General features: G+C 68.5%; 20 protein-coding genes. 6 read left to right on the top strand and 14 right to left on the bottom strand.

Going from position 1 to position 26,087, the window contains the following annotated elements; all coding sequences use genetic code 11:
- Positions 1-17: 17 nt before the first annotated feature.
- The 9 genes from ACIA49_RS08990 to hemL all read right to left on the bottom strand — a co-directional run bounded on the left by ACIA49_RS08990 (position 18) and on the right by hemL (position 8,546).
- Positions 18-1,568, bottom strand: coding sequence for an MFS transporter (locus ACIA49_RS08990; RefSeq protein WP_396376574.1), 1,551 nt, complete (start codon positions 1,566-1,568; stop codon positions 18-20).
- 55 nt (positions 1,569-1,623) lie between these two features.
- Entirely contained in the window at positions 1,624-2,229 is a 606-nt protein-coding gene (locus tag ACIA49_RS08985) for a TetR-like C-terminal domain-containing protein (protein ID WP_396376573.1), read from the bottom strand.
- 213 nt (positions 2,230-2,442) lie between these two features.
- A complete protein-coding gene (locus ACIA49_RS08980) occupies positions 2,443-2,691 on the bottom strand; it encodes a DUF4229 domain-containing protein (RefSeq protein WP_396376572.1) in 249 nt (82 codons plus the stop codon).
- 1 nt (position 2,692) lies between these two features.
- Positions 2,693-3,631, bottom strand: coding sequence for a c-type cytochrome biogenesis protein CcsB (gene ccsB, locus ACIA49_RS08975; protein ID WP_396376571.1), 939 nt, complete (start codon positions 3,629-3,631; stop codon positions 2,693-2,695).
- A gap of 20 nt (positions 3,632-3,651) precedes the next feature.
- Positions 3,652-5,229, bottom strand: a complete 1,578-nt coding sequence (locus ACIA49_RS08970; protein WP_396376570.1) for a cytochrome c biogenesis protein ResB — start codon at positions 5,227-5,229, stop codon at positions 3,652-3,654.
- A gap of 1 nt (position 5,230) precedes the next feature.
- Complete coding sequence (locus ACIA49_RS08965; protein WP_396376569.1) at positions 5,231-5,974, bottom strand: cytochrome c biogenesis CcdA family protein; 744 nt, start codon at positions 5,972-5,974, stop codon at positions 5,231-5,233.
- 4 nt (positions 5,975-5,978) lie between these two features.
- A complete protein-coding gene (locus ACIA49_RS08960) occupies positions 5,979-6,518 on the bottom strand; it encodes a TlpA family protein disulfide reductase (protein ID WP_396376568.1) in 540 nt (179 codons plus the stop codon).
- A 44-nt stretch (positions 6,519-6,562) separates the two neighbouring features.
- Positions 6,563-7,186, bottom strand: coding sequence for a histidine phosphatase family protein (locus ACIA49_RS08955; protein WP_396377177.1), 624 nt, complete (start codon positions 7,184-7,186; stop codon positions 6,563-6,565).
- Between the two features lie 40 nt (positions 7,187-7,226).
- The gene (gene hemL / locus ACIA49_RS08950; RefSeq protein ID WP_396376567.1) at positions 7,227-8,546 is read right to left on the bottom strand and encodes a glutamate-1-semialdehyde 2,1-aminomutase; all 1,320 of its coding nucleotides are present in this window, start codon (positions 8,544-8,546) and stop codon (positions 7,227-7,229) included.
- A gap of 247 nt (positions 8,547-8,793) precedes the next feature.
- Between hemL and ACIA49_RS08945 the strand changes: the two genes are divergently transcribed.
- Entirely contained in the window at positions 8,794-10,170 is a 1,377-nt protein-coding gene (locus tag ACIA49_RS08945; protein ID WP_396376565.1) for a lytic transglycosylase domain-containing protein, read from the top strand.
- Positions 10,171-10,436: 266 nt separating this feature from the next.
- Here the strand turns inward: ACIA49_RS08945 and ACIA49_RS08940 are convergent, their stop codons facing one another.
- Both ACIA49_RS08940 and ACIA49_RS08935 read right to left on the bottom strand, forming a co-directional pair.
- Entirely contained in the window at positions 10,437-14,003 is a 3,567-nt protein-coding gene (locus ACIA49_RS08940) for a S8 family serine peptidase (protein ID WP_396376563.1), read from the bottom strand.
- Positions 14,004-14,129: 126 nt separating this feature from the next.
- Positions 14,130-15,092: an LLM class F420-dependent oxidoreductase gene (locus ACIA49_RS08935; RefSeq protein ID WP_396376562.1), complete on the bottom strand. Its 963-nt coding sequence runs from the start codon at positions 15,090-15,092 to the stop codon at positions 14,130-14,132.
- A 209-nt stretch (positions 15,093-15,301) separates the two neighbouring features.
- Between ACIA49_RS08935 and ACIA49_RS08930 the strand changes: the two genes are divergently transcribed.
- From ACIA49_RS08930 to ACIA49_RS08915, 4 genes are all read left to right on the top strand, one after another.
- A complete protein-coding gene (locus ACIA49_RS08930; RefSeq protein ID WP_396376561.1) occupies positions 15,302-15,589 on the top strand; it encodes a hypothetical protein in 288 nt (95 codons plus the stop codon).
- A 95-nt stretch (positions 15,590-15,684) separates the two neighbouring features.
- On the top strand, positions 15,685-15,933 hold the full coding sequence (locus ACIA49_RS08925; protein ID WP_396376560.1) for a hypothetical protein: 249 nt from the start codon (positions 15,685-15,687) through the stop codon (positions 15,931-15,933).
- 91 nt (positions 15,934-16,024) lie between these two features.
- Entirely contained in the window at positions 16,025-18,988 is a 2,964-nt protein-coding gene (locus ACIA49_RS08920; RefSeq protein ID WP_396376559.1) for a BTAD domain-containing putative transcriptional regulator, read from the top strand.
- Positions 18,989-19,161: 173 nt separating this feature from the next.
- A complete protein-coding gene (locus tag ACIA49_RS08915) occupies positions 19,162-22,281 on the top strand; it encodes a glycoside hydrolase family 3 N-terminal domain-containing protein (protein ID WP_396376558.1) in 3,120 nt (1,039 codons plus the stop codon).
- 64 nt (positions 22,282-22,345) lie between these two features.
- Here ACIA49_RS08915 and ACIA49_RS08910 read toward each other — a convergent pair whose 3' ends face one another.
- Together ACIA49_RS08910 and ACIA49_RS08905 are read right to left on the bottom strand one after the other, a co-directional pair.
- Positions 22,346-23,263: a GlxA family transcriptional regulator gene (locus tag ACIA49_RS08910; protein ID WP_396376557.1), complete on the bottom strand. Its 918-nt coding sequence runs from the start codon at positions 23,261-23,263 to the stop codon at positions 22,346-22,348.
- A 4-nt stretch (positions 23,264-23,267) separates the two neighbouring features.
- Positions 23,268-23,867: a cysteine hydrolase family protein gene (locus tag ACIA49_RS08905; RefSeq protein ID WP_396376555.1), complete on the bottom strand. Its 600-nt coding sequence runs from the start codon at positions 23,865-23,867 to the stop codon at positions 23,268-23,270.
- Positions 23,868-24,091: 224 nt separating this feature from the next.
- On the opposite strand from ACIA49_RS08905, the gene ACIA49_RS08900 reads away from it, so the two are divergent.
- On the top strand, positions 24,092-25,306 hold the full coding sequence (locus tag ACIA49_RS08900; RefSeq protein ID WP_396376554.1) for an aldose epimerase family protein: 1,215 nt from the start codon (positions 24,092-24,094) through the stop codon (positions 25,304-25,306).
- Between the two features lie 168 nt (positions 25,307-25,474).
- Here the strand turns inward: ACIA49_RS08900 and ACIA49_RS08895 are convergent, their stop codons facing one another.
- Positions 25,475-26,062: a DJ-1/PfpI family protein gene (locus ACIA49_RS08895; protein WP_396376553.1), complete on the bottom strand. Its 588-nt coding sequence runs from the start codon at positions 26,060-26,062 to the stop codon at positions 25,475-25,477.
- Positions 26,063-26,087 lie beyond the last annotated feature (25 nt).

The raw sequence follows: 26,087 nt of genomic DNA, 5'->3' as shown, positions 1-26,087 counted from the left end.
CTTTCAGCTTGCGGCGATCAGCCGATGTGCACCGGCGCGCTGCTGTCGGTGGCGAGGTCCTTGTGCTTGACCGACAGACCGATCAGGGTAATGATCGCCGATCCGAGGGCCAGGAAGGTCGACCAGAGGAACGCCCGGGTGAATCCGTGCGTGGTGGCCACCGCGGTGAACTGGTCCTTCAGCTGGCCGAGCTGCTCCGGCGACTGTCCGGCCTCGGCGGCCTTCTGCAGGCCCGGGGCGAGCTCGGTGAACTTGTCCTTGATGGCGTTGGTGGAGACCGTGCCGAGCAGCGCCAGGCCGATCGCACCACCGATCTGCTGGACGGTGTTCAGTACGGCGGAACCCACCCCCGAGTCCTCGTTCGCGACGCCGCTGACCGCGGTCAGCGTGAGCGGGACGAAGATCAGGCCCATCCCGAAGGACAGCAGCAGGATGTAGGGCAGCAGATCCGGCGCGTACGACGAGGTCACCTCGAGCCGGCTGAAGCCGAACATCCCGGCCGCGACGAACAGCCCACCGGCACCGGAGATCCAGCGCGGGTCCATCCGGGCGATCAGCACCGAGGCGAGCTGGGCGGCGGCCACGATCCCGACACTGAAGGGCAGGAAGGCCAGACCGGTCACGATCGCGCTGTAGCCCATGATCATCTGCACGAAGATGCCCAGGAAGTAGAACATCGAGAACATCGCCGCACCGACGATCAGCATCACGAAGAAGCTGACGCCACGGGTCCGGTTCGCGAGGATCCGGAACGGCATCAGCGCGTGCCGCGAGCGAGCCTCGATGAACAGGAACACGGCGAGCAGCAGCAGACCGGCGCCGATGAAGCTCAGCGTCCAGGTGTCGCCCCAGCCCTTGGAGCCGGCGCGGGTCAGACCGTAGACCAGCGAGGTGAGACCGACGGTGCCGGTGATCGCACCCGGCAGGTCGAACTTGCCCTTCTGGCGGGCCGACTCGCCCAGGTAACGGAAGGCCAGTACGGCGACGATCAGGCCGATCGGCGTGTTGATGAAGAAGGTCCAGCGCCACGACAGCTCGGTCAGCGCGCCACCCAGGATCAGGCCGACAGCGGCACCGGCCCCGGACATCGCGGCGTACACGGCCATCGCGCGGTTGCGCTCTTTACCGGCCGGGAAGGTCGTGGTGATGAGTGCCAGGGCGTTCGGTGAGGCAGCGGCCGCCGCGACACCCTGCAGGATCCGGCTGGCCAGCAGCACGCCCTCGCTCTGCGCGATACCGCCGACGAACGACGCCACCCCGAACAGCACGACACCGAACACGAACACCTTGCGGCGGCCGAGGATGTCGCCCATCCGGCCACCGAGCAGCAGCAGACCACCGAAGGCCAGCGCGTACGCGTTGACCACCCAGGTGAGCGTGGCGTCGGTGAAGCCCAGTGCGTCCTTGATGTGCGGCAGGGCGATGTTGACGACGGTGCCGTCCAGCACCACCATCAGCTGCGCCATGCTGATCAACGCCAGCGCGATGCCTAGATTGCGGTGACCGTGCCCAGCCGGCTCGGTCCCTGTGTCGACCGGGCGATCGCCCTTCACGACGTCTTCGGACATGAATGTTCCCCTTTTGCGCATTGCCGTGCGGATGCGCCGACCAGCCCCTCGCCGGTCAGCTTGCCTGCGACCCCCGCGCCGCAGGCAGGATGATGTTGTCGATCACTCGGAGGATCAGTTCTTCGGTCGGCTGTTCGCCGAGGATGTAGGCCTGGTGCACGATCACGGCCGGCAGCGTCATCGAGAGCATCTCGATGTCGACGCCGGGCCCGATCTCGCCGCGGGCGACCGCCCGGTGGTAGACGCCGGCGGTGATGTCCTGCCGCGGCGCCAGGAACCGCTCCCGGAACGCCTTCTGCAGGTCGGGGTCGCGGTGCAGCGCCGTCACCAGCCCGGCGATCACCGACATCGGTAGCTCGTCGGTGAACCCGCCCTCACCACACGACATGGCGATCAGGTCACCCCGCAGGCTGCCGGTGTCGACGTCCTCCGGGATCGGGCAGCCCTTGGTCCGGCTGATCGCGTCGACGACCAGGTCGGCCTTGGTCGACCAGCGCCGGTACAGCGTGGCCTTGCTGGCCTTCGCCGCCGTCGCCACCGCGTCCATGGTCAGCCGGTCGTAGCCGAGCTCGGCCACCACCGCCACGGTCGCATCGAGGATCTCCTCCTCGCGGCCACCCTCGACGCGCGGCCGCTGCCGCGCTCCGACTGCATCGATCATGATCACCCTGGGTAAGCGTTCGGTTGCTGATAGAACGAAACGGTTTCGTTTCATCACCCAAGCTACGCCTTATGTGAACGAATGCACAAAGGATTTTCTGAAGATTCCTCAGGTGAGCTAGGTCACTCTGCGTACCAGTCGACCAGCTGGTACGACGAAAAACCCCGCCCCGACCGGATCGGTCGAAGCGGGGTTTGACGGCAACTCGAAGGGTCAGTCGTCCTCGGCGGTCCGGGCCTGCTCGATGCGCTGGGTCATCTGGCCGGCGCGGTGCTCGATCTTCCCGGCAAGCCGGTCCCGCCAGGCGCGCAGGACGAAGATCGACAGGATCGAAGAGATGATCAGCGCGACCAGTAGCAGCGGGAAGACGCCCAGCTGGCTCTTCAGCGGGAAGTAGAGGATCGCGAAGCAGATCGCGAACAGGCCGGCCCGCAGACCGGTGTAGACGGCGAACTCTTTCATCTCACAGCCCCGAGTAGGCATGGAAACCGGACAGCAGCAGGTTCACGCCGATGAAGTTGAACAGGAACACGAACCAGCCGACGATCGCGACCCACGCGGCCCGGCGACCCCGCCAGCCCGCCGTCGCGCGCGCGTGCAGATAACCGGCGTACACGACCCAGGTCACCAGCGACCAGACCTCCTTGGGATCCCAGCCCCAGGCGCGGCCCCAGGCGTAGTACGCCCAGATCGGTCCGGCGACGAGAACACCGAAGGTCCAGAGCGGGAAGGCGAAGGCGTGCACCTTGTAGGCGACCGCGTCGATCGCCGAGGCGGAAGGGACGCGGCGCAGTGCGGCCGGCATCGGCTTGTCCTCGGTCGCGCGACGCTCGGCCCGGGCCTTGATCAGGTAGAGCACGGACGCCAGGCCACCAATGGTGAATCCACCACCGGCGATCGCGGCGGCCGACACGTGAATGACCAGCCAGTACGAGTGCAGCGACGGCAGCAGATCACCAGCAGGAACATAGAAAGCCAGTACGGCGAGGCCGAGCGTGCCGGCGATCACGAACGTGACCCCGAGCCCCAGCCACTGCAGCCGCTGGCGCTTGAGCAGTACCAGGTAGACCGCGGCGACGGCCAGCGAGGCCGTGATCGAGAACTCGTACATGTTGCCCCACGGCACCCGCCCAGCAGCGAGACCGCGAGTCAGTACGCCGGCCGCGTGCAGCGCGAAGGCGAGGATCGTCAGCAGGACACCGATCCGGCTGGCCTGCTCGGCCCGCACCGACGGAGTCTCCTCGACCTCGGGCTCGACCGGAACCTCGGGACCACCGGCTCCGACCAGGACCTTCTGGTCCGCCTTGCGGGTCACCTTCAGCCCCGCGGCCCATTCGGCCGTGTGCGCCAGCAGGGCGATGGCGTAGACGACGGTCGCGGTCGGGATCAAGAGATTCGACACCGACGCCAGCGTGGACGAATTCATACCTGCTCCTGCTTCTTGATGACCTTGCCGATGGCTTCGATCTCGTCGCCGAGGGCACGCTCCGGTCCCCGGTCCAGGCCGGCGACCTCGACCACGGTACGCCCGTCCTCGGTGCGGACCCGAACCCAGGTACGCCGCGGGTGGATGAACAGCGAGGCCATCAGGCCCAGGATCATCAACAGCACCCCGGCCAGGGCGACGTACAGGCCCGGAGTGTGGCTGACCTGCAGCTTCACCCATTGGGTATAGCCGTCGAAGGTGATCGAGCCGGCCTTGTCGGGCAGCGTCAGGCTGTCACCGGGTTTGAGCTGGAAGCGCAGCTTGTCGCCGTCCTTCTCGAACTGGGTGAGCTTCGACTTGTCCAGCTGGTAGACCGATTCCGGCTTCCCGGTCTCCGGCTGCGGGCGGCCGTAGTACGCCGTCATCACCAGCGCCGGGTTCAGGACGTCGGGGAAGATCGAGCGCGGACCGAGGTCGTCGATCACCGCGCTCGGCAGGAAGAAGCCTTCGAAGCCGAGTGTCACCGGCCGCGCGTCCGGGGCCTTGACCACGCCGAACGACGAGAAGTTGGCGTCCTGCGGCAGGAACGGCGCCGGGCCGGAGAACGCGACCTGGCCGGTCCCGTCCTTCACCGTGATCTTCGGCGCGTACCCGTGCCCGAGCAGGTAGACCGTGCTGCCGTCGAGCTTGAGCGGGTGATTGACCTGCAGGTCGTAGGACTTCTCCGGACCGTCGGGCGTCGCCTGGTAGGTGAGGGCGGCGTTGAACTCCCGCGCCGCGCCCTTCTGCGGTCCGTCCTGCTGGTACGTCGCCTTGAAGTCGTTCACGGTGAGCGCGAACGGCGGCAGGTCGTTCTCGGTGTCGAACGCCGCGCCGGAGGTGAAGTCGTCGTACTGGGCGATCGAGTTCGCGAAGCCCTCGCCGCCGACGACGACCAGAACGCTGCCCTTGTAGCCGAACAGCGAACCCCAGGCGACGCCGATCAGCGCGACGATCAGGGAGAAGTGGAAGAGCAGGTTGCCGGCCTCGCGGAGATAACCACGCTCGGCGCCGATCGCACCGTCGTACGACTCGATCCGGAAACGGCGGCGGCGCAGCTCGGCGGTCGCGGCCGCCAGTACGGCGGAAGCGTCGTCCTCGACGGTGAACTTCTCGTAACCCTGCAAGCGATTCAGGTTGCGCGGCGGCTTCGGCGGGCGGGACCGGACGGCCTTCAGGTACACGCCGAGGCGCGGCACCACACAGCCGATCAGCGAGATGAACAGCAACAGGTAGATCGCCGAGAACCACGCCGACTTGTAGACGTCGAAGAGGCCGAGCTTGTCGTAGAGCGGGCCAAGCTTCTTGTGGGCCTCGAGGAAATCGGCCACCTTGATCGGGTCGACGCCGGTCTGCGGGACCAGCGAACCAGGGACCGCGCCCAGCGCGAGCAGGAACAGCAGCACCAGCGCGGTCTTCATCGAGGTGAGCTGCCGCCAGGCCCAGCGCAGCCAGCCCTTCACACCGAGCGCCGGCAACTCCGGGCGTCCGTCCGGGCTGGAGCCCGCCGCGATCCGTTCCTCGACCTCGGTCACCTCAGACCGCCGATCCGAAGTTGGCGACCCACTGCCGCAGATCCGCGGTCATCGCATCCCACACTCCTGTCAACAGCAGCAGACCGACGGCGATCATCAAGACCCCACCGATCCGGATCACCAGCAACTGGTGTTTGCGCACCCACGCGACCGCGCCGAGCATCCGCCGGAACGCCAACGCAGCAACGATGAACGGGATCCCGAGCCCGAGGCTGAACACGAGCGCCAGCGTCGCGCCCCGCCCGGCACTGCCCTCGGTCGCCGCCAGCGTCATCACGGTGCCGAGCGTCGGCCCGATACACGGCGTCCAGCCGAAGCCGAACAGTACGCCGAGCAGTGGCGCGGCCGCGATCCCGACAGCCGGCACCCGGTGCACCCGCAGATCCTTTTGCATAAAGCCGAATCCGCCGAGAAAGATCAGACCCAGTACGACGGTCAGCGCGCCGAGCACCTTGGTGATCAGGCCCTGGTGGTCGATGAGCAGGTCACCGGCCTTGCCGAACACCACGCCGGTCAGGATGAACACGGCCGAGAACCCGGCCACGAAGAGCGCCGTACCGGCCAGCATCCGGCCGCGCTGCTTCGAACCCAGCTCGGCCGCGGACAGCCCGGTCACGTAGGACAGGTAGCCCGGTAGCAGCGGGACGACACAGGGTGAGAAGAACGAGATCGCACCGGCCAGCACCGCGATCGGCAGTGCCACCAGCATCGAGCCCGTCATCGACTCGGCGAACCACTGACCCATCAGCTCAACCAGCGTCCTTGACCATGCCGAGCAACGTGTCCTTGGTGATCGGCGCGATCGCGCGGGCCGCGACCTTGCCGTCCTTGTCGATCACGAGCGTGGTCGGGATCGCGTTCGGCGAGATCTGGCCGCGGAACCGCAGCAGCGCCTTGCCGGCCGGGTCGTACACACTCGGGTACGGGACCTTGAACTCCTGCTGGAACCGCTTGGCCGGCGCCGGGTCGTTGTCGCGGGTGTTCAGTCCGATGAACTGCACCGACGGCCCGAGCTCGTTGGCGGCCTTGACGAAGTCCGGCGCCTCCTGACGGCACGGCGGGCACCACGAGCCCCAGACATTCAGGACGACGACCTTGCCGAGCTGGTCGGACAGCGTCCACTTCTTGCCGTCGAGGGTGTTGCCGCTCAGCGGCGGGGCCGGCTTGCGGTCGGCCTTGGCGAACACCGAGACGTTGCCGGTGCCGCTGACGAAGCCGGACTGGCCCTTCCGGTTCTGCGCCGAGTCCTGACCGGTCGAGCACCCGGCGATCAGGAGCACACCGGCCACGACTGCCGCCGTACGGGCAAACTTTTTCGATGGGTGACGCAGCATCATGCGCCGCCGACGAACTTCTTCGGGTTCTTCACCGGCAGCAGGTCCTTGGCCGGTTCGGAGTAGCCGACCGAGACGATCGACTCACCGTGGAAGGTGAACGAGGTCAGGCTGGCCAGGCTGCACTGCCGCTTGCGCGGGTCGTGCCACAGCCGGCGGCCCTCGATCGCGGACCGGACGATCCAGATCGGCAGCTGGTGCGACACGATCAGCGCCTCGTGCCCGGCGGCCTTCTGCCGGGCGGTCTCGATCGCGTCCCGCATCCGCCGGACGATCTGCTGGTACGGCTCACCCCAGGACGGCTTCACCGGGTTGCGCAGCAGCCACCAGGCGCTCGGGTTCTTCAGCGCACCGTCGCCGACCCCGAACTTCTTGCCCTCGAACAGGTTGGCCGCCTCGATCACCCGCTCGTCGATGTCCGGGGTGATCCCGAACGTCGCGGCGATCGGCTCCATCGTCTCCTGGGCCCGCTCCAGCGGGGAGCTGACCAGGTGCACGACGTCGCGGTTCTTGACGTGCTCGGCGACCCGGTCGGCCATCGCGCGGCCGAGCTCGGACAGGTGGAAGTCGGGTATCCGGCCGTAGAGCACACCGGTCGGGTTGTGCACCTCGCCGTGACGCATCAGGTGCACGACCGTCGTTTCGGTCACCGGGACGTTCCCTTCAGTTCTGTACGGCGGCTGCTGCGGCGGCCGCCGGTGCGAGAGCGGACTCGAGTTCGGCCAGCCCGTCGTCGTCGATGGCGCTGCTCACGAACCACGCCTCGAACGCGCTCGGCGGCAGGTACACACCGCCGTCCAGCATGGCATGGAAGAACGCCGCGAACCTCGGCAGGACCTGTGCACCGGCATCACCGAAGTTCTTGATCACAGCATTCTCCTCAGACTCCACGAAGAAGACACTGAAGAGGTTCCCGGCCGACTGGATGACGTGCGGCACACCTTCCTTGTCCAGCGCGGCCTTCACCAGGCCCTGGATGGCCAGTGAGGTGCGGTCCAGCTTGGCGTAGACCTCGTCGGTTGCCAGCCGCAACGTCGTCAGACCGGCGGTGGTCGCGATCGGGTTCCCGGACAGGGTTCCGGCCTGGTAGACCGAGCCCTCGGGGGCCAGGTGGGCCATGACGTCGGCCCGGCCACCGAAGGCCGCGGCCGGGAAGCCACCGCCCATCACCTTGCCGAACGTCATCAGGTCGGGCCGGACGCCGTCGACGCCGTACCAGCCGGACTTGGTGATCCGGAATCCGGTCATCACCTCGTCGGAGATGAACAGCGCGCCGTTGTCGGTGCAGGTCTTGGCGAGGAACGCGTTGAAGTTGTCGCGGGGCGGGACCACGCCCATGTTGCCGGGCGAGGCCTCGGTGATCACGGCCGCGATCTGGTCGCCGTACTGGGCGAACGCCTCGGTGACGGCGGCCTGGTCGTTGTACGGCAGCACGATCGTGTCGGCGGTGGTCGCTTCGGTGACTCCCGGCGTACCGGGGATACCGAGTGTGATCACGCCGGAGCCGGCCTGAGCCAGCAGCGCGTCGACGTGACCGTGGTAGCAGCCGGCGAACTTCACGATCTTCGCCCGGCCGGTGAACCCACGCGCCAGCCGGAGCGCGGACATCGTCGCCTCGGTCCCGGAAGAGACCAGCCGCACCTTGTCGACCGGCGTCCGCGCGACGATCTCCTCACCGAGCAGCACCTCCGGCTCGGTCGGAGTCCCGTACGACGTCCCGCGGGCGACCGCGGTCTGGACGGCGGCCGTCACCTCGGGGTGCGCGTGGCCGAGCAGCATCGGTCCCCAGGAGCAGACCAGGTCGAGGTAGCGATTGCCGTCGACGTCGGTGATGTGACTTCCGTCACCACTGGTCATGAAGCGCGGCACGCCGCCCACGGCGCGGAACGCCCGGACGGGAGAGTTGACGCCACCGGGAGTAACGGCGGAAGCCCTGTCGAAGAGCGCGGCGGACTGTTCTGTGTGGTCGGGCACGGCCGCCATTCTTCCCGACAGACCAGTGCGTCTGGTGGGCGGGCGGCAGGATTACGGTACCCAGGGGGTTCACAGGCGCGTTGTTACGGGCCAGTATGGGTACCCGGTAACTGCACGTACACGGTCGAGGTCCGGCGCGTAACCCACGCAGCGGGGCGGACGTTGTACCCAGTGCGACGGTTTTACCGGCACCGACGAAATGACCTGTCCGCAGCGTGGGGCTGGACAGGTCGATGAGTCACGGAGGGGATCATCGATGGCGAAGGGCAAGCGCCGCGCCACGGGAAACGGGTGGCGGTCAGTCGCGCCGCTCATTCCACTGGCGTTGTTCGCGAGCGCGTTCACCGTCAGCGCGACCGACAATCCGGCGGTCGCCACGGCGTCGCTGGAGCAAGGACTGTCAGGTAAGGATTCGGTCGTCGTACCGAACACCCCGATCGCGGGCCCGGCCAACGTGCCGGTGCCGGGCGTGGTGGGGCACGGTGTCGATCCGGGTGAGCCGGCCAACCAGGTGGTGTCCGGCCTGTCCCGTAACGGCATTCCGAAGGCGGCCCTGAAGGCCTACTCACGGACCCAGCAGCTGGTGGGCGAGGCCGATCCGACCTGTCACCTGCCATGGACGCTGGTGGCCGCGATCGGCCGGGTCGAGTCGAACCACGGCCGCTTCGGCGGCAGCATGCTGAACAGCAAGGGCGTCGCCGTCCCAGGGATCTTCGGACCCCGGCTGGACGGCACCAAGACGGCCAAGATCAACGACACCGACGCCGGTGCGTACGACGGCGACAGCGCCTTCGACCGCGCGGTCGGGCCGATGCAGTTCATCCCGGGCACCTGGCGTGCGATGGGCGTCGACGGTGACGGCGACGGCGTGCGGAACCCGCAGGACATCGACGACGCCGCGATGTCGACCGGTGTGTACCTCTGCGCCGGCAAGACCGACATGGCCAAGTCCGGTGACCTGACCAAGGCCCTGCTGCGCTACAACCACTCGACCGACTACGCCAACCTGGTGATGAACATCGCCAAGGCGTACGCGACCGGCAGCTGGATCGCCGTCGGCAACGGCACCGAGGACGGCGACCAGGGCATCGACCGCGCCGGCGACCAGGTCAACGACCCGACCATCGACGCCCCGGCCGACAACAACCTGCCGCAGGCGAGCGACCAGGAGACGTACCCCGTGGTCACGCCGACCACCGGTCCCGTCCAGCAGCCGGGCAAGCCGGGCACCAACCCGACCAAGACCCCGCCGGGGACCACGAAGCCGCCGACCAGCAAGCCGACGACCTCGAAGCCCCCGACCTCCAAGCCGACCCAGCCCGGCACCCCGTCACCCAAGCCGCCGACGACTTCCCCGAAGCCGCCGGCCCCGGGAGTGGCCACCCTGCAAACAGCAGTCGGCCTGATCGTCGGAACCGTCGGCAGCACCGTCACCGAGCTGTCCAAGGCAACCACCTACTGCCAGTCGGAGATGAAGAAGGTCACCATCACCAAACCGACCCAGTCCCAACTGCAGAAGTGCGTCACGGCCTACCAGACCGGCGGCACCAAAGCAGTCGACCAGGTCATCCGCAACCTGCTCTCCCTCCTCGGCCTCCTCGGAGTCCTAGGCACCGGAATCCTCGGCGGCTGACCCCCGCCACCCCAGACGGCGCGCCTGCCCCCACCCCTCCCTAGGCGCGCCTGGCGACGCCACGGAGCTACTCCCCCCCAGCTCCGTGGCGTCGCCCTGTCATATCCCCCGTGACCTGACCACGCCCTCCCCTCCGTCGCGGCTCGGGGCGGACCGCCCGCACTCACCAACTGCCTTTGAGCTGCCTCGGCGGCGTCTCCCTGAGCGTGAGTTCCGGGGAGGAGCCCTACTTGGTGAGTGGCGGCGGTCCGCACGTCCTCGAACTGCTACCAGGGGTTTTCGATTGATTGGGTGAGGGTGTTGCCTTGGTGGTCGGTGACTTTGACTCGGAGGGCGGCTGCGGGGCCTGGGTTGAGGTGGGTGTTGGGGGTCAGGGGGTGCCAGGTTTTGCCGTCGTACGAGATGTCGGCGGTGGTGTGGAAGCGGGTGGTGCCGTGATAGCCGGGTTGGTAGGAGGGCTTGAGGTCGAGGCGGTCGCCTCGGCGTTGGTAGTCGACTTGGATGAGGGGCAGGACGCCTCGGCCGCGTGCGGGTTGGGAGTAGAAGTGCCAGGTGGTCTGGGTGGCGGTGGAGGTTTTGGCCCAACTGGTCGGGCCGCGCTGCTGGTTCAGGGTCAGGTCGTACCAGGCCGGCTTGGCCGGTACGGCGAACTGGGCCACTGACCAGGTGGCGTTGCCGAGGTCGATGCCGTTGCTGGTGAGCTTCATCGAGGTGGTGTCGCCGCGGTCGGCCCAGCCGTAGATGGTGCGGTCGCCGTTGACGTACTGCGGGATGGCGATCCGCAGGGCGTTCTCGAAGCGGGCAGGCGGCCAGCCTTCGGGCTCCTCGCCGGTGACGGCGGGAACGGCCGGGCGCATCAGCGGTTCCCACCAGCCGCGTGTCACGTGCTCGCCCGGCCGGTAGCCGCGCGCGATCGTGGACTCGGTGCCGGACTCGTTCCACTCCCCCGCGGAGGTCTTGTCCTCCCAGGTGACGCCGCGCAGGTCGGTGGCCAGGTAGTCGGTTCGGGTGACCGGGCCGGTGACCGCTCGCGTTGCTGTCAGGCCGGCGGCGATCCCGGGCAGGTGGGCGATCCGCTGGTCGGTATGCAGGAACCAGGCGTCGTTGCGTTGGAAGGCGGTCGTGACCACCGCCGGCCGCATCGCGCCGATGTCGAAGGTGAGCGGTCCGCGAACCGTCGACGGCCCTACCGCCAGGTCGTACCGGTAGGTGCTGTCCTGCAAGCCATTGAGCTGCAGTGTCACCGGCCCCTTCCCCAACAGGTCGAGCAACTGCTTCCCCTGCTCGGCGCGCAGCAGGTAGAACGGGATGCCCTCGTCAGCTGAGGTCGACCACCAGCCGGGCGCCTCGTTGTACATGAACACGGCCTTCGCCCCGGCGTCCTTGGCCGCCCGGACCTGCGCCGGGGTCTCCTCATAACCGCGCCAGCGAATCAACGCGACCTTGTCCTTCACGCCGGCCAGCTCGTCCGGCGTACCGTCGCCGCCGTCGGCGAGGGGCAGTTTCGCCTTGCCGACAAAGACGTTGCGCGCCGAACCCTCGTCAGGCGTCGGCAGCCGGAACGACTGCCCGGCTCCGGTCACGTCCGCGGTCAGCTTGGGCTGCGCGAGATCCCAGCGCTGCACGACCTGAAAGGTGCCCTGGGCAACCTTTCCGAAGTCCTGGACATAGACACCGTCGGCGACCCGTCCGCTGAACGACCAGCCGGAGACCGCATCGCGCTGCCCGACCTGGCGATGCCAGGCGATCCCGACGCTGCGGGCATCGGCCCGGAGCGGCGTCTTCACCGTCACCTTGTGCGCCGTCCGCGCATCGAAGGTGTAAGACCGATCGCCGTCGATCCACTCGTCCGGATCGCCGAGCAACGTCACCGAGTTGGTCCAGTCGGCTTCGTCGCCGCCCATCGCATACGCCATCACCGCATACCGCCCGGTCGGTACGCCGATGGTCCGGCTTCCCGTTGCGTCGAACGCGACGGCGGTGACGCCACCGGTGTCCTGGTTCCACAGCTGAACGCCACTGGCCCCCGCACGTGTGGTGGCCGGCTGACCATCACGCCCGATCGCCTTCACGGTCACCTGGTGCAGTGGACCGGTCGCCGCAAAACCAACCCCAGTCCGGTACGACGTACCACCGGCGCGCGCGGTGAGCACGCCGGCGTAGTTAGCCGCCCGGGTCTTGGCGAGGTCGAGCGTGACCGTGACCGACGCCGTACCACCGGCCGGAACGAGGAGCCGCGAAGGACGGACCGCAATCGCCGCCGCGACACCGGCCGGCGAGGTCGCGCCGACGGTCAGGTCCAGAGTCACCGCCCGCTTCGAATTGTTGTGGTAGGCAACCTTCTGGGCGGTCCCGGTACCGAAGAACAGATTGCCGGTGTCCGGGAGGATCTGCGGGTCGAGTGCCTTCGGGATGTCGATCCGTCCCAGCCCCTGCTGATCGGGCCGGACGCCCTTGGTCGGTACGGCGGTCGCCGTCAACGCCGCCTTGAGCTGCGAACCGGTCCAGTCGGGGTGCCGCTGAGCCAGGATCGCGGCGGCTCCGGCGACATGCGGTGTCGCCATCGAGGTGCCGCTCATCGCGGTGTAGTACTGGTCGAGCACGTGACCTTCCGTCGTACCGGCGGCGCGGGCCGCGGCGATCTCGACGCCGGGAGCGGTGACCTCGGGCTTGAGAGCGCCGTCACCGAGCCGCGGACCACGGCTGGAGAAGTTCGCGAGCTGGTCGTCCCGGTCGACGGCACCGACGGTCAGTGCCTCGGTCGCGGACCCCGGACTACCGACGGATTCCTCGGCACCGGCGTTGCCGGCTGCGATGACGAACAGCGCGCCGCTCGACCTCGAAAGCTCGTCGACCGCCTGGCTCATCGGGTCGGTGCCGTCCGACGGCCAGCCGCCGAGGCTCATGCTGACGACCTTGGCGCCCTGTTTGACCGCCCACTCCATGCCGGCGATCGCCTCGGAGTCCGATCCGCTTCCGGCGTCGTCGAGCACCTTGCCGATCAGCAGGTCAGCGCCGGGCGCGACCCCCTTCCGCTTGCCGGCGGACGCCGTACCGAGGCCGGCCACCGTCGAGGCGGTGTGGGTGCCGTGTCCGTGCCGATCCTGCACGCTCTCACCGGGAACGAAGCTCTCCGCTGCGACCACCTGCTGGGCGAGGTCCGGGTGGCCGGCGTCGTAACCGGTGTCGAGTACGGCGACCTTGACCCCGCGGCCGTCGTACCCGGACTTCCAGGCGGTCGGTGCGCCGATCTGCCGGGTGGAGCGGTCGAGCATGGCGTGGGTGCGGCCGTCGAGCCAGATCTTGGCCGGCGCGGAACGGCTGGTGACCGCGGTCTTCCAGAAGGCTTTGGCGTTCGCCTTGGACACGGTGACCGCGGTGCTACCGACACTCGGCAGGGTTCGACGGACGGTCGCGGCCGCGATCGTGTTGCGCGGCGTGGTGAGGATCAGCGGCAGGTCAGGCGTGGCGTTGTCGTCGTAGCCCTGCGCAACGAGTTCGGTGAGGTTGAACAGGCGGCGATCGAGCCGGTTCTCGGTGAGCAACGGGTAGGCCGAGGCGGGGACGATGCTGAGGTCCCCGTCGAAGGAACCGAAGTAGTAGGGCTCGTCGCCGACCAGCCGGGCCGAGACCTGGCCGGTGGAGCTGGTACTCAGTTCGGCGACGTCGCCGGTGACGAGCGTGACACGCTGCGTCGTACCGGGCTGCGTCGTACCGGGCTGGGCCGTAGCGAGCGGCGCGGCGGCCTGTGCGGTGGTGCTCGCCAGCAACGGGGAACTGGCGAGCACCATCGCGGTGAGGCCGGACGCGAGGCGGAACAGGCGGGATTTCACAGGGGGGACCTCCCGACGCCCCGACCCTCGCGAGGCCGTCGTCAGCAGGCTTTCAGCTGCCGGGGGTCGCCCGCAGCCGCTCTCCCTGTCCTGTCCACGCCATGACCGAAAGTGGTCAGGACCGCATTACGCGAAGCGCTTGGCGACCTGCTCGACGCGGTCGACCAGGTTGAGGTCGTAGGCGACGCCGGGGATGTAGAAGATGACGTAGTCGGCGCCGGCCTCGAGGGCTGCCTCGACGCGGAGGGCGATCTCGTCCTCGGTCTCGATCTTGTTCTCGGTGGAGAAGCGGTCCCAGTTGATCGGGCCGCGGGCCTTGTCGGTGGCGAGTTTGGGGTCGTCGCCCTTGTCGATCGGGAAGACGTTGATGCCGGTCGACTTGATGATCGAGTCGTAGTCACGGCCGAGCTTGTCGCAGTGCTCCTTCAGGACGGCGACCTTCTCGCGGATCACCTCGGGGTTGCCACCACCGATGTTCGCGGCGTCGCCGTACTGGGCCACGAGCTTCAGCGTGACCTGGGGGCCGCCGCCACCGATCCAGAGGCTGGGCTTCTTGTTGCCGGCGCCCTTGGGGAGGTTGATCGGGCCGTCGATCGAGTGGTACTTGCCGTTGACGACCGGGCGGTCCTCGGTCCACATCCGGTGGATGATCTCGGTGGCTTCGCGGAAGGCCGCCATCCGCGGCTTCACGTCCGGCCACTCGTAGCCGTAGGCCTTCCACTCGTGTTCGTACCAGCCGGCGCCGATCCCGGCGTACAGGCGGCCGTGGCTGGCGACGTCGACGGTGGAGGCGATCTTCGCGTAGAGGGCAGGGTTGCGGTAGCCGTTGCAGCCGACCATCTGGCCGATATTGACCCGCTGGGTGTCGCGGGCGAGGGCGGCGGTCGCCGTCCAGCACTCGAACGTCGTGTTGTCACTCGGCTCGGGCACGGTGTGGAAGTGGTCGAACAGCCAGATCGAGTCCCAGGACTGCTCGTCGGCCCGCTTGGCCACCGCGGTCATCGCTTCCCACTGCTCCACCGGATCGGCGATCTGCGCCAGATCCATTTTCCAGCCCTGCGGCACGAACAATCCGAAACGTGTAGTCATGGTCTCCATCCTTTCCACGCGCAGGCCCTGCGGTCCATGAAGCGGGATGTCTAATTCGTTCTCAATCGGAGCACCAGAACTTCTGAATCACTGATGGCGTCGTACCTGCCGGCACCCGATCCGAGGAGGACACACCATCAAGTTCGACGAGCTCTTCGACCAGGCCGCACCCCTGATCGCCGCCGGCGAACACGCCCGCGGGTTCGGTGATGGCTTCGGTGGAGGCGGTGGACTCGGCGGCTGACGAGTACCTGGACCGGCTCACGGAGGAGCTGGGTCCGGACGCGTGGTTCGAGCGGCCGCACGGACGGCGTGACATCTGGTATTCGAACCTGCTGCATTTCACGGGCGACATCCCCGAGCCCGTGAAGCTGATCAACTGGGTGGCGGAGCGGCGGTCGCTGGCGGGTGACGAGCTGGTGATTCCGGCAGCCGAGCTGGTCCGGTTCCGCCTGGTCGGCGGTGATCGCCCGCACATGCGGCCGGTGACGTTGTGAGCGAACGGTTAGCCGATGGTGAGGGCGCTCGGCGAACCTGTGCGCGTCATCACGTTCTGGTCCGCCGCCCCGACGGACCCTAGGAAGGAGCCACGATGTCGACGTTCCGCAAGTCTGCTGCGCTGACCGGTGCACTCGCCGCCGGAGTCCTGGCGGTCTCCGTCGCCACCACCGGCATCGCGTCGGCCACCGTCGTGAGCGGCGGCAATTACCCGAGCCCCGGCGCCTGCAGCCAGGCCGGCAAGAACATCACCCAGAATCCGTCCAACCCGTACTACGGCTGGAAGTGGACCTGCACCAAGATCGTCGACAAGCCGCTGTGGCATCTGGCCCTCAAGGGCTGAGCAGCACCCCACTGAGCCCCACGCCCCCGACTAACCCCCAGTTGTCGGGGGCGTGGGTATACGTGCGCCCGATCTTGACCGAGAATGCAGCGTGTACTTTCGCGTACTCGGACCGGTCGAGGTGGGCGCCCAGCCCATCGCTCTCGGCAGCCGGGAGCGGCTCGTACTGGCGATGCTGCTCATCAACGCCGACCGGGTCACGCCGTCCGACCGGCTGATCGACACGGTCTGGACTCAACCCCCGCAGTCGGCCCGGCAGCAGCTGCACAACCTGATCGCCCGGCTGCGCCACAAGCTGGACGCGGCCCTCATCGTGACCCGTCCGCTGGGTTATCAGCTCAGGCTCGCCGACCACGGACTCGACCTGCACACCTTCCGGCTGTCCGTCCTCCGTGGGCGCGAGCACCTGCAGGACGAGCAGTACGACGACGCCCGGACCGAGCTGGACGCTGCGTTGGCGCTGTGGCGCGGGGACGCCCTCGCGGACCTGTCCGGTGACTGGGCCGCGGCGACCCGCGAGTCGCTCCACCGTGAGCGGGTTGCGGCCGGGGAAGCACTCGCCCAGGCGCAGCTCGCCACGCATGATCACGCCGGCGTCCTCGAGACGGTGCAGGTCTTACTGGCCACCGATCCACTCCACGAAGGCCTGCACGACCTGCGACTGCGTGCCCTGGCCCGGAGCGGCCGCCGTACCGAGGCTCTGAGCGCCTACCAGGACCTGCGTCGCCGGCTCGTCGCCGAGTTCGGTGTCGAGCCAGGGCAGGATCTCCAGGAGACCCACTCCAACCTTCTGCGAGACGTCGAACCGCCGTCGGCGTCTCCTCGCCACGTGCCCCGGCAGCTGCCCCGCCCGATCGCTCTTGCCGGACGTGACGAGCTCCTCGTCGAGTTGACCGAGGTCCTACGGACACCTGAACCACGTCCGGGCACGGTGCTTCTCGTCGGAGCGGGCGGCATCGGCAAGACCTCGCTCGCTGTCGTTCTCGCCGACCGCATCCAGGACGAGTACCCCGACGGCACCCTGTACGCCGAGTTGGACGGCACCTCGCATGACCCACGTGACCCCGACGAGATCATCGACCGGTTCCTCCGCGCGCTCGGCGCCACCGCTCCCCCGGCCCACGTTCAACGTGCGGAGCGGCTGGCGCTCTATCGCAGTGCGATCGCGAACCGCCGCGTACTGGTGGTGCTGGACGACGCCCTCGACGAACGACAGGTGCGCGACCTGCTCCCACCGTCGCCGCGTTCGGCCGCGATCGTCACCTCACGTCACCGGCTGGCCGGCCTCGACGACGTACTCCGCCGCAACGTACCGACGCTGTCGACCGAGGTCGCCGTCGATCTGCTGCAGGCAGGTCGAGACGTCACCGATCCGGTACCGGGACTCGCCCGGTCTGCCGTGCAGCTGTGCGGTCACCTCCCGCTCGCGCTGATGGTCGTCGCCGCCCGGCTGGCGTCCGGTGTCGTCGACCTGGCTGAGGTGGTCGACCACCTCAGCGAGGAGCACGTGCGGTTGGACGAGCTCGCGATCGGGGACGTCGACGTACGGGCGAGCATCGCGCTGTCGTACGACGGGCACCTGTCCCGGCCCGCTCAGCAGCTGCTCCGACGAGTCGCCGCCGTTTCGGTGACGACCTGGCCGGCGTGGTTCGCCGGCGTGCTGCTGGAGGACGACGTACTGCTGGGCTCGCGGGCGCTGGACGAACTTGTCGACGTCCATCTCGTCGAGCCCTGCGGTCGCGATGCCGCGGGACAGCTCCGGTTCACTCTGCATCCCTTGGTGGCGGCGTTCGCCGGCGAGCGCGCTGCCCGTGAGGAGGACGCGGGTGCTGTCGCAGGCTGTCGCCGTGCCGCCGCGATGGCCTGGCTGGGGCTGGCTTCGCAGGCCGACGACGGCTTCGGCCATGGGCTGCGCCCGGTGGTCGGTCCGGACGGCACGACGATCCCGGCAGGTCTCCCGCCTCGTCGGGTGACCGTCGCGGCGGAACAACCTGCAGCCTGGTTCGACGCGGAGATCGGCAGCATCCGCGACCTCGTCCACGCGCTGGCCCGCGCCGGTGAGCTCGATCTGGCGGCCGCGCTCGCACTGCGCTCGGACGGCTACCTCGTGGTCCGCGGCGAGACGCACGTCCGCGCCGGCCTGCTGCGGCGGGTCGTCGACTGTTCGGACCTGGTACTGCGCTGGGGCGTCCTGCGGTCGTTGTTCCACACAGCTGCCGAGGTCGGCCGGTTCTCCGAGCTGGCTGAACTGGCAGAGTCGCAGCTCGCCGTCGCCCGCAAGCTCGATGCCGGGTCGATGGAGCAGAACGCCCTGGTCCAGCTGGGCTGCGCACTGCGCGAGCTCGGTCGCTTCGAGGAGGCGACGGCACGGCTCGAGGAAGCCTCGTCCCGGGCGATGGACCGCGACGACACCATGATGGTGGCCCAGGCACACGGACACCTCGGCGTACTGCTGGCGCGCACTGGAAACCCCGTCCGTGGTGCGGCGCTGATCGCTGAGAATCTGCAAGCTGAACGGGAGCGCGGGCCATCCCGGCGATTGAGCATCTGGCTCATCGCCTACGCCGACTGCCTCGCTCTGACCGGTGACGTGGCGGCGGCCGAGCGAGCGCTGGACGAGGCCGAACAGCTCGCCAAGAGCCTGGAGGACCGCACCGTCCTTCTCGACGTCGCCCACACCCGGGCGGCGATCGCGCTGCGCGCCGATGACGTCTCTCGTGCCGAGTACATCCTCGACGACAGCTCCGCTGCAGGCGGTCCGCGCGTACCGGGCGCGGAGCCGACCGACGAGGAGTTGCGCCTGCGCGCCGACATCCTGCTCATCCGTGGTCGAGCAGCTGAGGCGGCCCCGTTGCTCCAGCAAGCCTTGCTGCGACATGAGCGCGAGGGCGTCCGACTCGAACTCGCCCACGACCTGGCCCGACTCGCTGCAGTCCACGCGGCCCTGGGCGAGCAGGACCGAGCCAGCCAACGCCACTCGGAACTCGTGGTCCTGCTGCGCGATCTCGGCATCGGCATCGACGCTCTGCACCTTCCCCGGTCATTGGCGCGATGACCGCCGGCCCTGATCTATGAGAGCGCTCTAGTTCCGGAAGCGGCCAGGTCTTGATCTGAGCGGCCGGAGCGCCCAGAGTCGGGCGCGACGCGGGCGCGCGCCCGCGCTGGAGCTCAGGAGAGTCGCCCATGCCCAGGTGGCCCATTGTCCGTAGTACCCGACGACGAACGGCCGTGATCACCGCTGCCGCGTTGCTGGCCGGCTCGCTGGTGGCGAGCCCGGCCGTTGCCGACGACCCGGCACCCATCACGCTGGCCGCCTTCGAGGGGGCCGAACCGTTCGCGTCCCCGCCGAACGCCGGCATCTTCGGCTGGGGCAGTGACGCCGACGACCCGCCCACGATGGAACTGCAGACCCGCGCGGACGCTCCGGCAGGCGGCTCAGTCCTGCACGGCACGTACAACATCAGCGGGTACGGCGGTTTCAGCCACGACATCACGTACGACCAGAACCCCGGGAACTGGTCGGCGTCCAAGGGCATCCGGTTCTGGTGGTACGGCCAGAACACCGCCCAGACCGAGCCCGGCACCGGGAAGCGGATCTTCCTCGAGATCAAGGACGGCGGCGCGAACGCCGAGGCGTCGGAGCTGTGGAACACCAGCTTCACCGACGACTGGCAGGGCTGGCAGCAGGTCGAGATCCCGTTCAGCGACTTCGTGTACCGCGGTGACTACCAACCGGTGGGTGGCATCGACCACGTCCTGGGACTGACCCAGATGTGGGGCTACGCGTTCACGATGCCGGTCGGCTCACCCGGTCAGTTCGAGATCGACCAGGTCGAGACCTACGGCAAGGCCGACCCCGCGCTCAAGGCGAGCGTCAGCACGGACGCCGAGGTCTACCCGGTCAAGGAGGGCGGCAGCGCCCAGGTGAAGGTCGCCGTCGCGACCACCGGAAGCACCCCGCTCGAGGAGCCGGTCACCGTCGCCTACACCGCCGGCGGCGGAACCGCCGGTGCCGACGACTACGCACCGGTCTCCGGCACGCTCACCTTCCCGGCCGGTACGGCGTCCGGCACGAGCCAGACCGTGACCGTGGTGACCAAGAAGGACCGGACCGCCGAGGTCGCCGAGACGATCCCGGTGAACCTGACCGTCACCGGGGCCAAGTCGCCGGTGACCCAGCCGGTCGTGGTGATCGACGCGCACGACCTGCCGTACCTCAACCCGAAGCTTCCGGTGAAGAAGCGGGTCGACGATCTCCTCTCCCGGATGACGCTGGCGGAGAAGATCGGCCAGATGACCCAGGCCGAGCGGAACGCGCTCAAGTCCCGCAGCGACATCTCGACGTACGCGCTCGGCTCGCTGCTGTCCGGTGGCGGCTCGGTGCCGTCGCCGAACACCCCGGCCTCCTGGGCCGCGATGATCGACACCTTCCAGCGGAGCGCGCAGGCCACCCGGCTGCAGATCCCGCTGATCTACGGGGTCGACGCCGTGCACGGTCACAACAACGTGGTCGGCGCGACGATCCTCCCGCACAACATCGGCCTGGGCGCGACTCGTGACCCGGACCTGGCCCGCCGTACCGGTGAAGTGACGGCGACCGAGGTACGCGCGACCGGCATCCCGTGGGACTTCGCGCCGTGCCTGTGCGTGGTCCGCGACGACCGCTGGGGCCGCGCGTACGAGGGCTTCGGTGAGGACCCGGCACTGGTGAACTCGATGGCGACCGTCATCACCGGCATGCAGGGCAAGGCCGACGGCAGCCAGTTGAAGAACAAGGACCGCGTCCTCGCGTCGGCGAAGCACTACGCCGGCGACGGTGGTACGACGTACGGGTCGTCGACGACCGGTGGTTACAAGCTGGACCAGGGCATCACCCAGGTCACCCGCGAGGAGCTGGAGAGGCTGCACCTGGCCCAGTTCCAGACCGCGGTCGACCTCGGTGTCGGCACGGTGATGCCGTCGTTCTCGAGCGTCTCGATCGACGGCGCGCCGCCGGTGAAGATGCACGGGAACGACGAGCTGATCAACGGGGTCCTGAAGAAGCGGATGGGCTTCGATGGGTTCGTGATCAGTGACTGGCAGGCGATCGACCAGCTGCCGGGCGACTACCCGAGCGACATCCGGACCTCGATCAACGCCGGCCTGGACATGATCATGGTGCCGTCGCGGTACCAGGAGTTCACCCAGGGGCTGACCGCCGAGGTCGGTGCCGGGCGGGTGCCGCTCAGCCGGATCGACGACGCGAACCGGCGGATCCTCGGGGAGAAGTTCAAGCTCGGCCTGTTCGAGCACCCATACTCCGACCCGACGCAGCTGAGCACGGTCGGTTCGGCCGCGCACCGAGCGGTCGGCCGGGAGGCCGCGGCGAAGTCCCAGGTGCTGCTGAAGAACGACGGCAATCTGTTGCCACTGGCATCGACATCGAAGGTCTACGTTGCCGGAAGCAACGCCAACGACCTGGGCAATCAGCTCGGCGGCTGGAGTATCACCTGGCAGGGCAAGTCCGGTGCTTCCACCACCGGTACGACGATCCTGGACGGCATCAAGCAGGTGGTGCCGACGGCAACCTTCTCCGCGGACGCCTCGGCCCCGCTCGAGGGGCATGACGTGGGAGTCGTTGTGGTCGGCGAACGCCCGTACGCCGAAGGAGTCGGTGACGTGGGCAACGGGCACGACCAGTTGCTGACGGCTGCCGACAAGGCCGCGGTGGACAAGGTCTGCGGTGCGATGAAGTGCGTCGTACTGACGGTCTCCGGACGGCCGGAGGTCGTGTCCGACCAGCTCGGCAAGATCAACGCGCTGGTCGCGTCGTGGCTGCCGGGAACCGAGGGCGCGGGTGTGGCCGACGTACTGTTCGGCAAGAAGCCGTTCAGTGGCCGGTTGCCGGTCAGCTGGCCGCGGACCGAGGCGCAGGCGCCGATCAACGTGGGCGACGCGTCGTACGACCCGCAGTACCCGTTCGGGTGGGGTCTGACCACGCAGGCGGCGGCCCGGCAGAAGCTGACCGATGCCCGGAACACCTTGCTCCGCAAGCACGACGTCTACGCCCTCGCGGCCGCAGTCGCGGCCGAGGTCGCGCTCCAGACCAAGGACTGGTCGGGGCCGAAGGCAACCATCGCCCTGGCTGCTCTCGAGCAGTCGGCCAAGCTCCTGGACCGCACGAAGGTCGACACCTTCGCCGAAGGCGACGCAGTCGTCAGCGCAGCCCGGTGGATCGCCCAGAACAAGATCGGCCAGAACATCACCGAGCCCACCTCCAAGCTGACCTCGGATGCCGAACACTCGGCACTGTCCGGCCAGCTCGGTACGGCGGTCGTCAAGCTGACGGCGGCGTACAAGACGAAGTAGTTAACGTCCGAAGACTCGCCGGCGCTGGTCGGCGAGTTTTCGGACGTTGCAACCAACTCGGACGTTAGGTGAGGGTGCGGGAGCGGAGGCGGCGGAGCATGCGCGCGTCTTCGAAGCCGACGGCGCGGGCGGCGGCCTCGATCGTGCTGCCGTGGCCGATCAGGTGCTCGGCCCGTTCGAGCCTGAGGAGCTGTTGGTAGCGCAACGGGGTGAGGCCGGTTGCGGTGGTGAACATGCGGGTCAGCGTGCGCTCGCTGACGCCGGCCTGGTCGGCGAGATCCGCGAGCAGCAGGCGGTCGGCGTACCGGGCATCGATCACGTCCTGGACCCGATGAGCGAGGTCGCTCAGGTGACCGCGATGCCGCAGCATCGCGCTCTCCTGCAGTTCGTCGCCGTTGCGACGGGCGTAGACCACCATCTCGCGCGCGACCCGCGCCGCCGCCTCGGCACCCCGAGCGACCGCGACCAGATGCAGGGCGAGGTCGATCCCGCTGGCGATGCCGGCGGAGGTGATGACGCGGTCGTCGACGACGTACAGGACATCCCGGACGATGATCGCCCGCGGGTAGCGAGCGGCCATCATCTCGGTCAGGTCGTGGTGGGTCGTGTAGCGGCGGCCGTCGAGCAACCCGGCCGCCCCAAGGGCATCAGCTCCGGAGCAGACGCTCGCGACCGATCCCCCGGCCGCGTGATGATCGCGCAGCCGCTGCTGCGTCTCGGGGCCGATCGGCGGTACCGGAAGCAGTCGCGGCGACCGCCAGCCCGGTACGACGATCAGGTCGTCCGGACCGAGCTCCGGCCACTCGGATTGTGTCTTCAGCGGCACGCCCTGCGCGGTCATCACCTCATCGGCCTCGGCCACATAGGTCAGCTCGTAGCCGTAGCCGAGGGTCTCGGCGGTCGAGAAGACCTGCGCCGGCCCGGCCAGGTCCAGCAGGTGCAGCTTCGGCACCAGGACGAAGACGACCCGGATACTCCCCATCCGGTCAGGATGACACGGGTACGGCGGCGATGTCGTCGATGGTCCGGATGGTGGCGAACCGGCCCGCGAGCGCGTACTCGGTACGTTCGGTGACCGCCTCCGCGGACAGCGTCCGGGGGTCGGCCAGGATCTCCTCGTTGGTGGCATCCGCGGGCAGTGTCCAGTGCGGTAGCGGCATCGTCGCGGTGGCCTCGGTGACGAACACGACGTCGTACCCGAGGTCGGAGCCGATCCGGGCGGTGGTCTCACAACACTGCTCGGTACGGATGCCGCTGACGACGATCCGGTCGACGTTCTGCTGGGTGAGGAGTTGCTGCAGATTCGTGGTGGTGAAGGCGTTGTGCGCGGTCTTGGTGATCACCGGCTCGCCCTCGATCGGCTCCAGACCATCGATCAGCCGGACGTGTCCGCCGGCCGGGTCGAACGTCGTACCGGTGCCTGGTTCGGTGTGCAGGACCCAGACGACGAGGTCGCCGGCGGACCGCGCGGCGGTCACCAAGCGGCCGACCCGATCGGCGATATCGGGGTGGTTCACGAGCTGCCAGCTCGGGCGGACCCGGAAGGATTCCTGGACGTCGACGACGAGAAGTGCGGTTCGGCTCATGGCTCCATCGTCACCGACCGTCGCCGTACCGGGTAGGCCCGATCGCGGCGGGCAGCGGACCGATCCGGTCATGCCGTACCGGGCATCTTCACAACGTTGGAGAGGTCGGACGAATTCACACCGTTCCGAACTATTCCAAACACTGGACCGGAATGCTTACAGTGCGCGGGGTGGGCGTGGAAACGCTCCCGCTACCGAAGCCGACTTTCAGTGAGGGGAATGCGATGCCCGATCACCTGCCTCGCCGTCAGGTACTCCGGACGGCCGGAGCCCTCGGCCTGGGCGCTGCCGCCGCCGGTGCCCTGAGCAGCACCGCGACGGCCGCGACCGCAACGCCGGATAAGTTGGCGGCCATGGGCGCACACCACGGCAAGCTGGAGATCCGCAAGGACCCGTTCGGTACCACCCCGGACGGCAAGAAGGTTGACGTCTACACGTTCTCCAACGGCCGGGTCACCATCTCGATGCTGACCTGGGGCGCCACCCTGCAGCGGATCGAGACGCCGGACCGGCGCGGCCGGGTGAAGAACATCAGCCTCGGCTTCGACAACCTGCCCGACTACGCGGCGCTCAGCCCGTACTTCGGTGCGACCATCGGCCGCTACGGCAACCGGATCGCGAAGGGCAAGTTCTCGATCGACGGGACGTCGTACCAGATCCCGATCAACAACGGCGAGAACGCCCTGCACGGCGGTACGACGGGCTTCGACAAGCGGGTCTGGTCGGCCAAGACCGTGCAGACCTCCAAGGCGGTCGGCGTCGCGTTCAGCTACGTCAGCCCGGACGGCGAGATGGGCTTCCCCGGTGAGCTCACCACGACCGTCACCTACACGCTCGACCGCGAGGACAACCTGCGGATCGACTACCACGCGACGGTCAAGGGCAAGCCGACCATCGTGAACCTGACCAACCACGTGTACTTCAACCTGGCCGGTGAGGGCAGCGGCCCGATCGACCGCCACGTGCTCGAGCTGGCCGCGACCAAGTACACCCCGGTCGACGCCGGCCTGATCCCGACCGGTGAGCTCGCCCCGGTCGCCGGGACGCCGTTCGACTTCACCAAGCCGACCGCGATCGGCGCCCGGCTGCGCGGCGACCACCCGCAGCTCGTCGTCGGCCGCGGGTACGACCACAACTTCGTGCTCAGCAGCAAGATCGGCTCAGACGGCCTGCGGTTCGCCGCCCGCTTCTGGGAGCCCGAGGACGGCCGCACTGTCACCGTGCACACCGACCAGCCAGGCGCCCAGTTCTACAGCGGCAACTTCCTCGACGGCACCTTCCGGGGCATCGGCCACAAGGCCTACCGCCAGGGCGACGCCTTCGCCTTCGAGACCCAGCACTTCCCCGACTCCCCCAACCAGCCCAACTTCCCCTCCACCGTCCTGCGCCCCGGCCAGACCTACAAAACCAGCACCATCTACACCTTCGCCACCAAGTAGCCCCCGGCTTCCCGCTTCCCGTTTGGTGGGTGCACCCACCAAACGGGAGGTTCCCACCCGAGAATCCGGTGGGGGAACCTCCAACTTCGGCGGTCCACCCATCAAATGGGGATCAGGCGGTCTTGGGTCCGCCGGTGTCGATGGCACCGGCACCCCGGGCCGGACCCTCTAGCGACGCCAGACCGTCCCCTGCCGGTCCCGCCCGATCCACTGCTCCAAGGCCACGACCTCGGACGTGGCGTTCAGTTCACGCTCGAGCAGCCAGCAAGCGAGATCCACTCCGGCGAACCAGCCGCTGCCGCAGGTGACCAGGTCACCGTCGTCGACGACGCGGGCATCGATGACCTCGGCGTACGCCCGCAGGAGGTCGTAGCCGGGACGATGCGTCGTCGCCGGGCGCCCTGCGATCAGACCGGCCGCACCGAGCAGGATCGCGCCGGAGTCGATCCCCGCCAGGATCATCCCGGGGCCAGCGGTCTGCTTGGCGGCCGCAAGCTGCGCCGGGATGACTCCGCGGGCAATCTCCTCCTCGATCCAGCCACCGGACACCGCGAGCACGCCGGCCGTCTCGGGTGACCACGGCTCCAGCTCGCTGAACGTCGTGCCGTAGCAACCCTTCACCGTGGTCGCGCCATCCGCGGTGACGAGCCGCGGATCCACTCCGACACCACGCCGTTTCGCGTTGGCAAAGACGGCGTACGTCGCCAGCGCATCCACCTCGGCGACTCCCTCGAACATCAGTACGTCGATTCGCATCCGTCCACCCTGACGCGGCGGGACC

The organism is Kribbella sp. NPDC051587, assembly GCF_044453945.1.
Classification (GTDB): domain Bacteria; phylum Actinomycetota; class Actinomycetes; order Propionibacteriales; family Kribbellaceae; genus Kribbella.
Note: the sequence above shows the minus strand (reverse complement) of the source record. Positions and strands in the feature narration are given on the sequence as shown.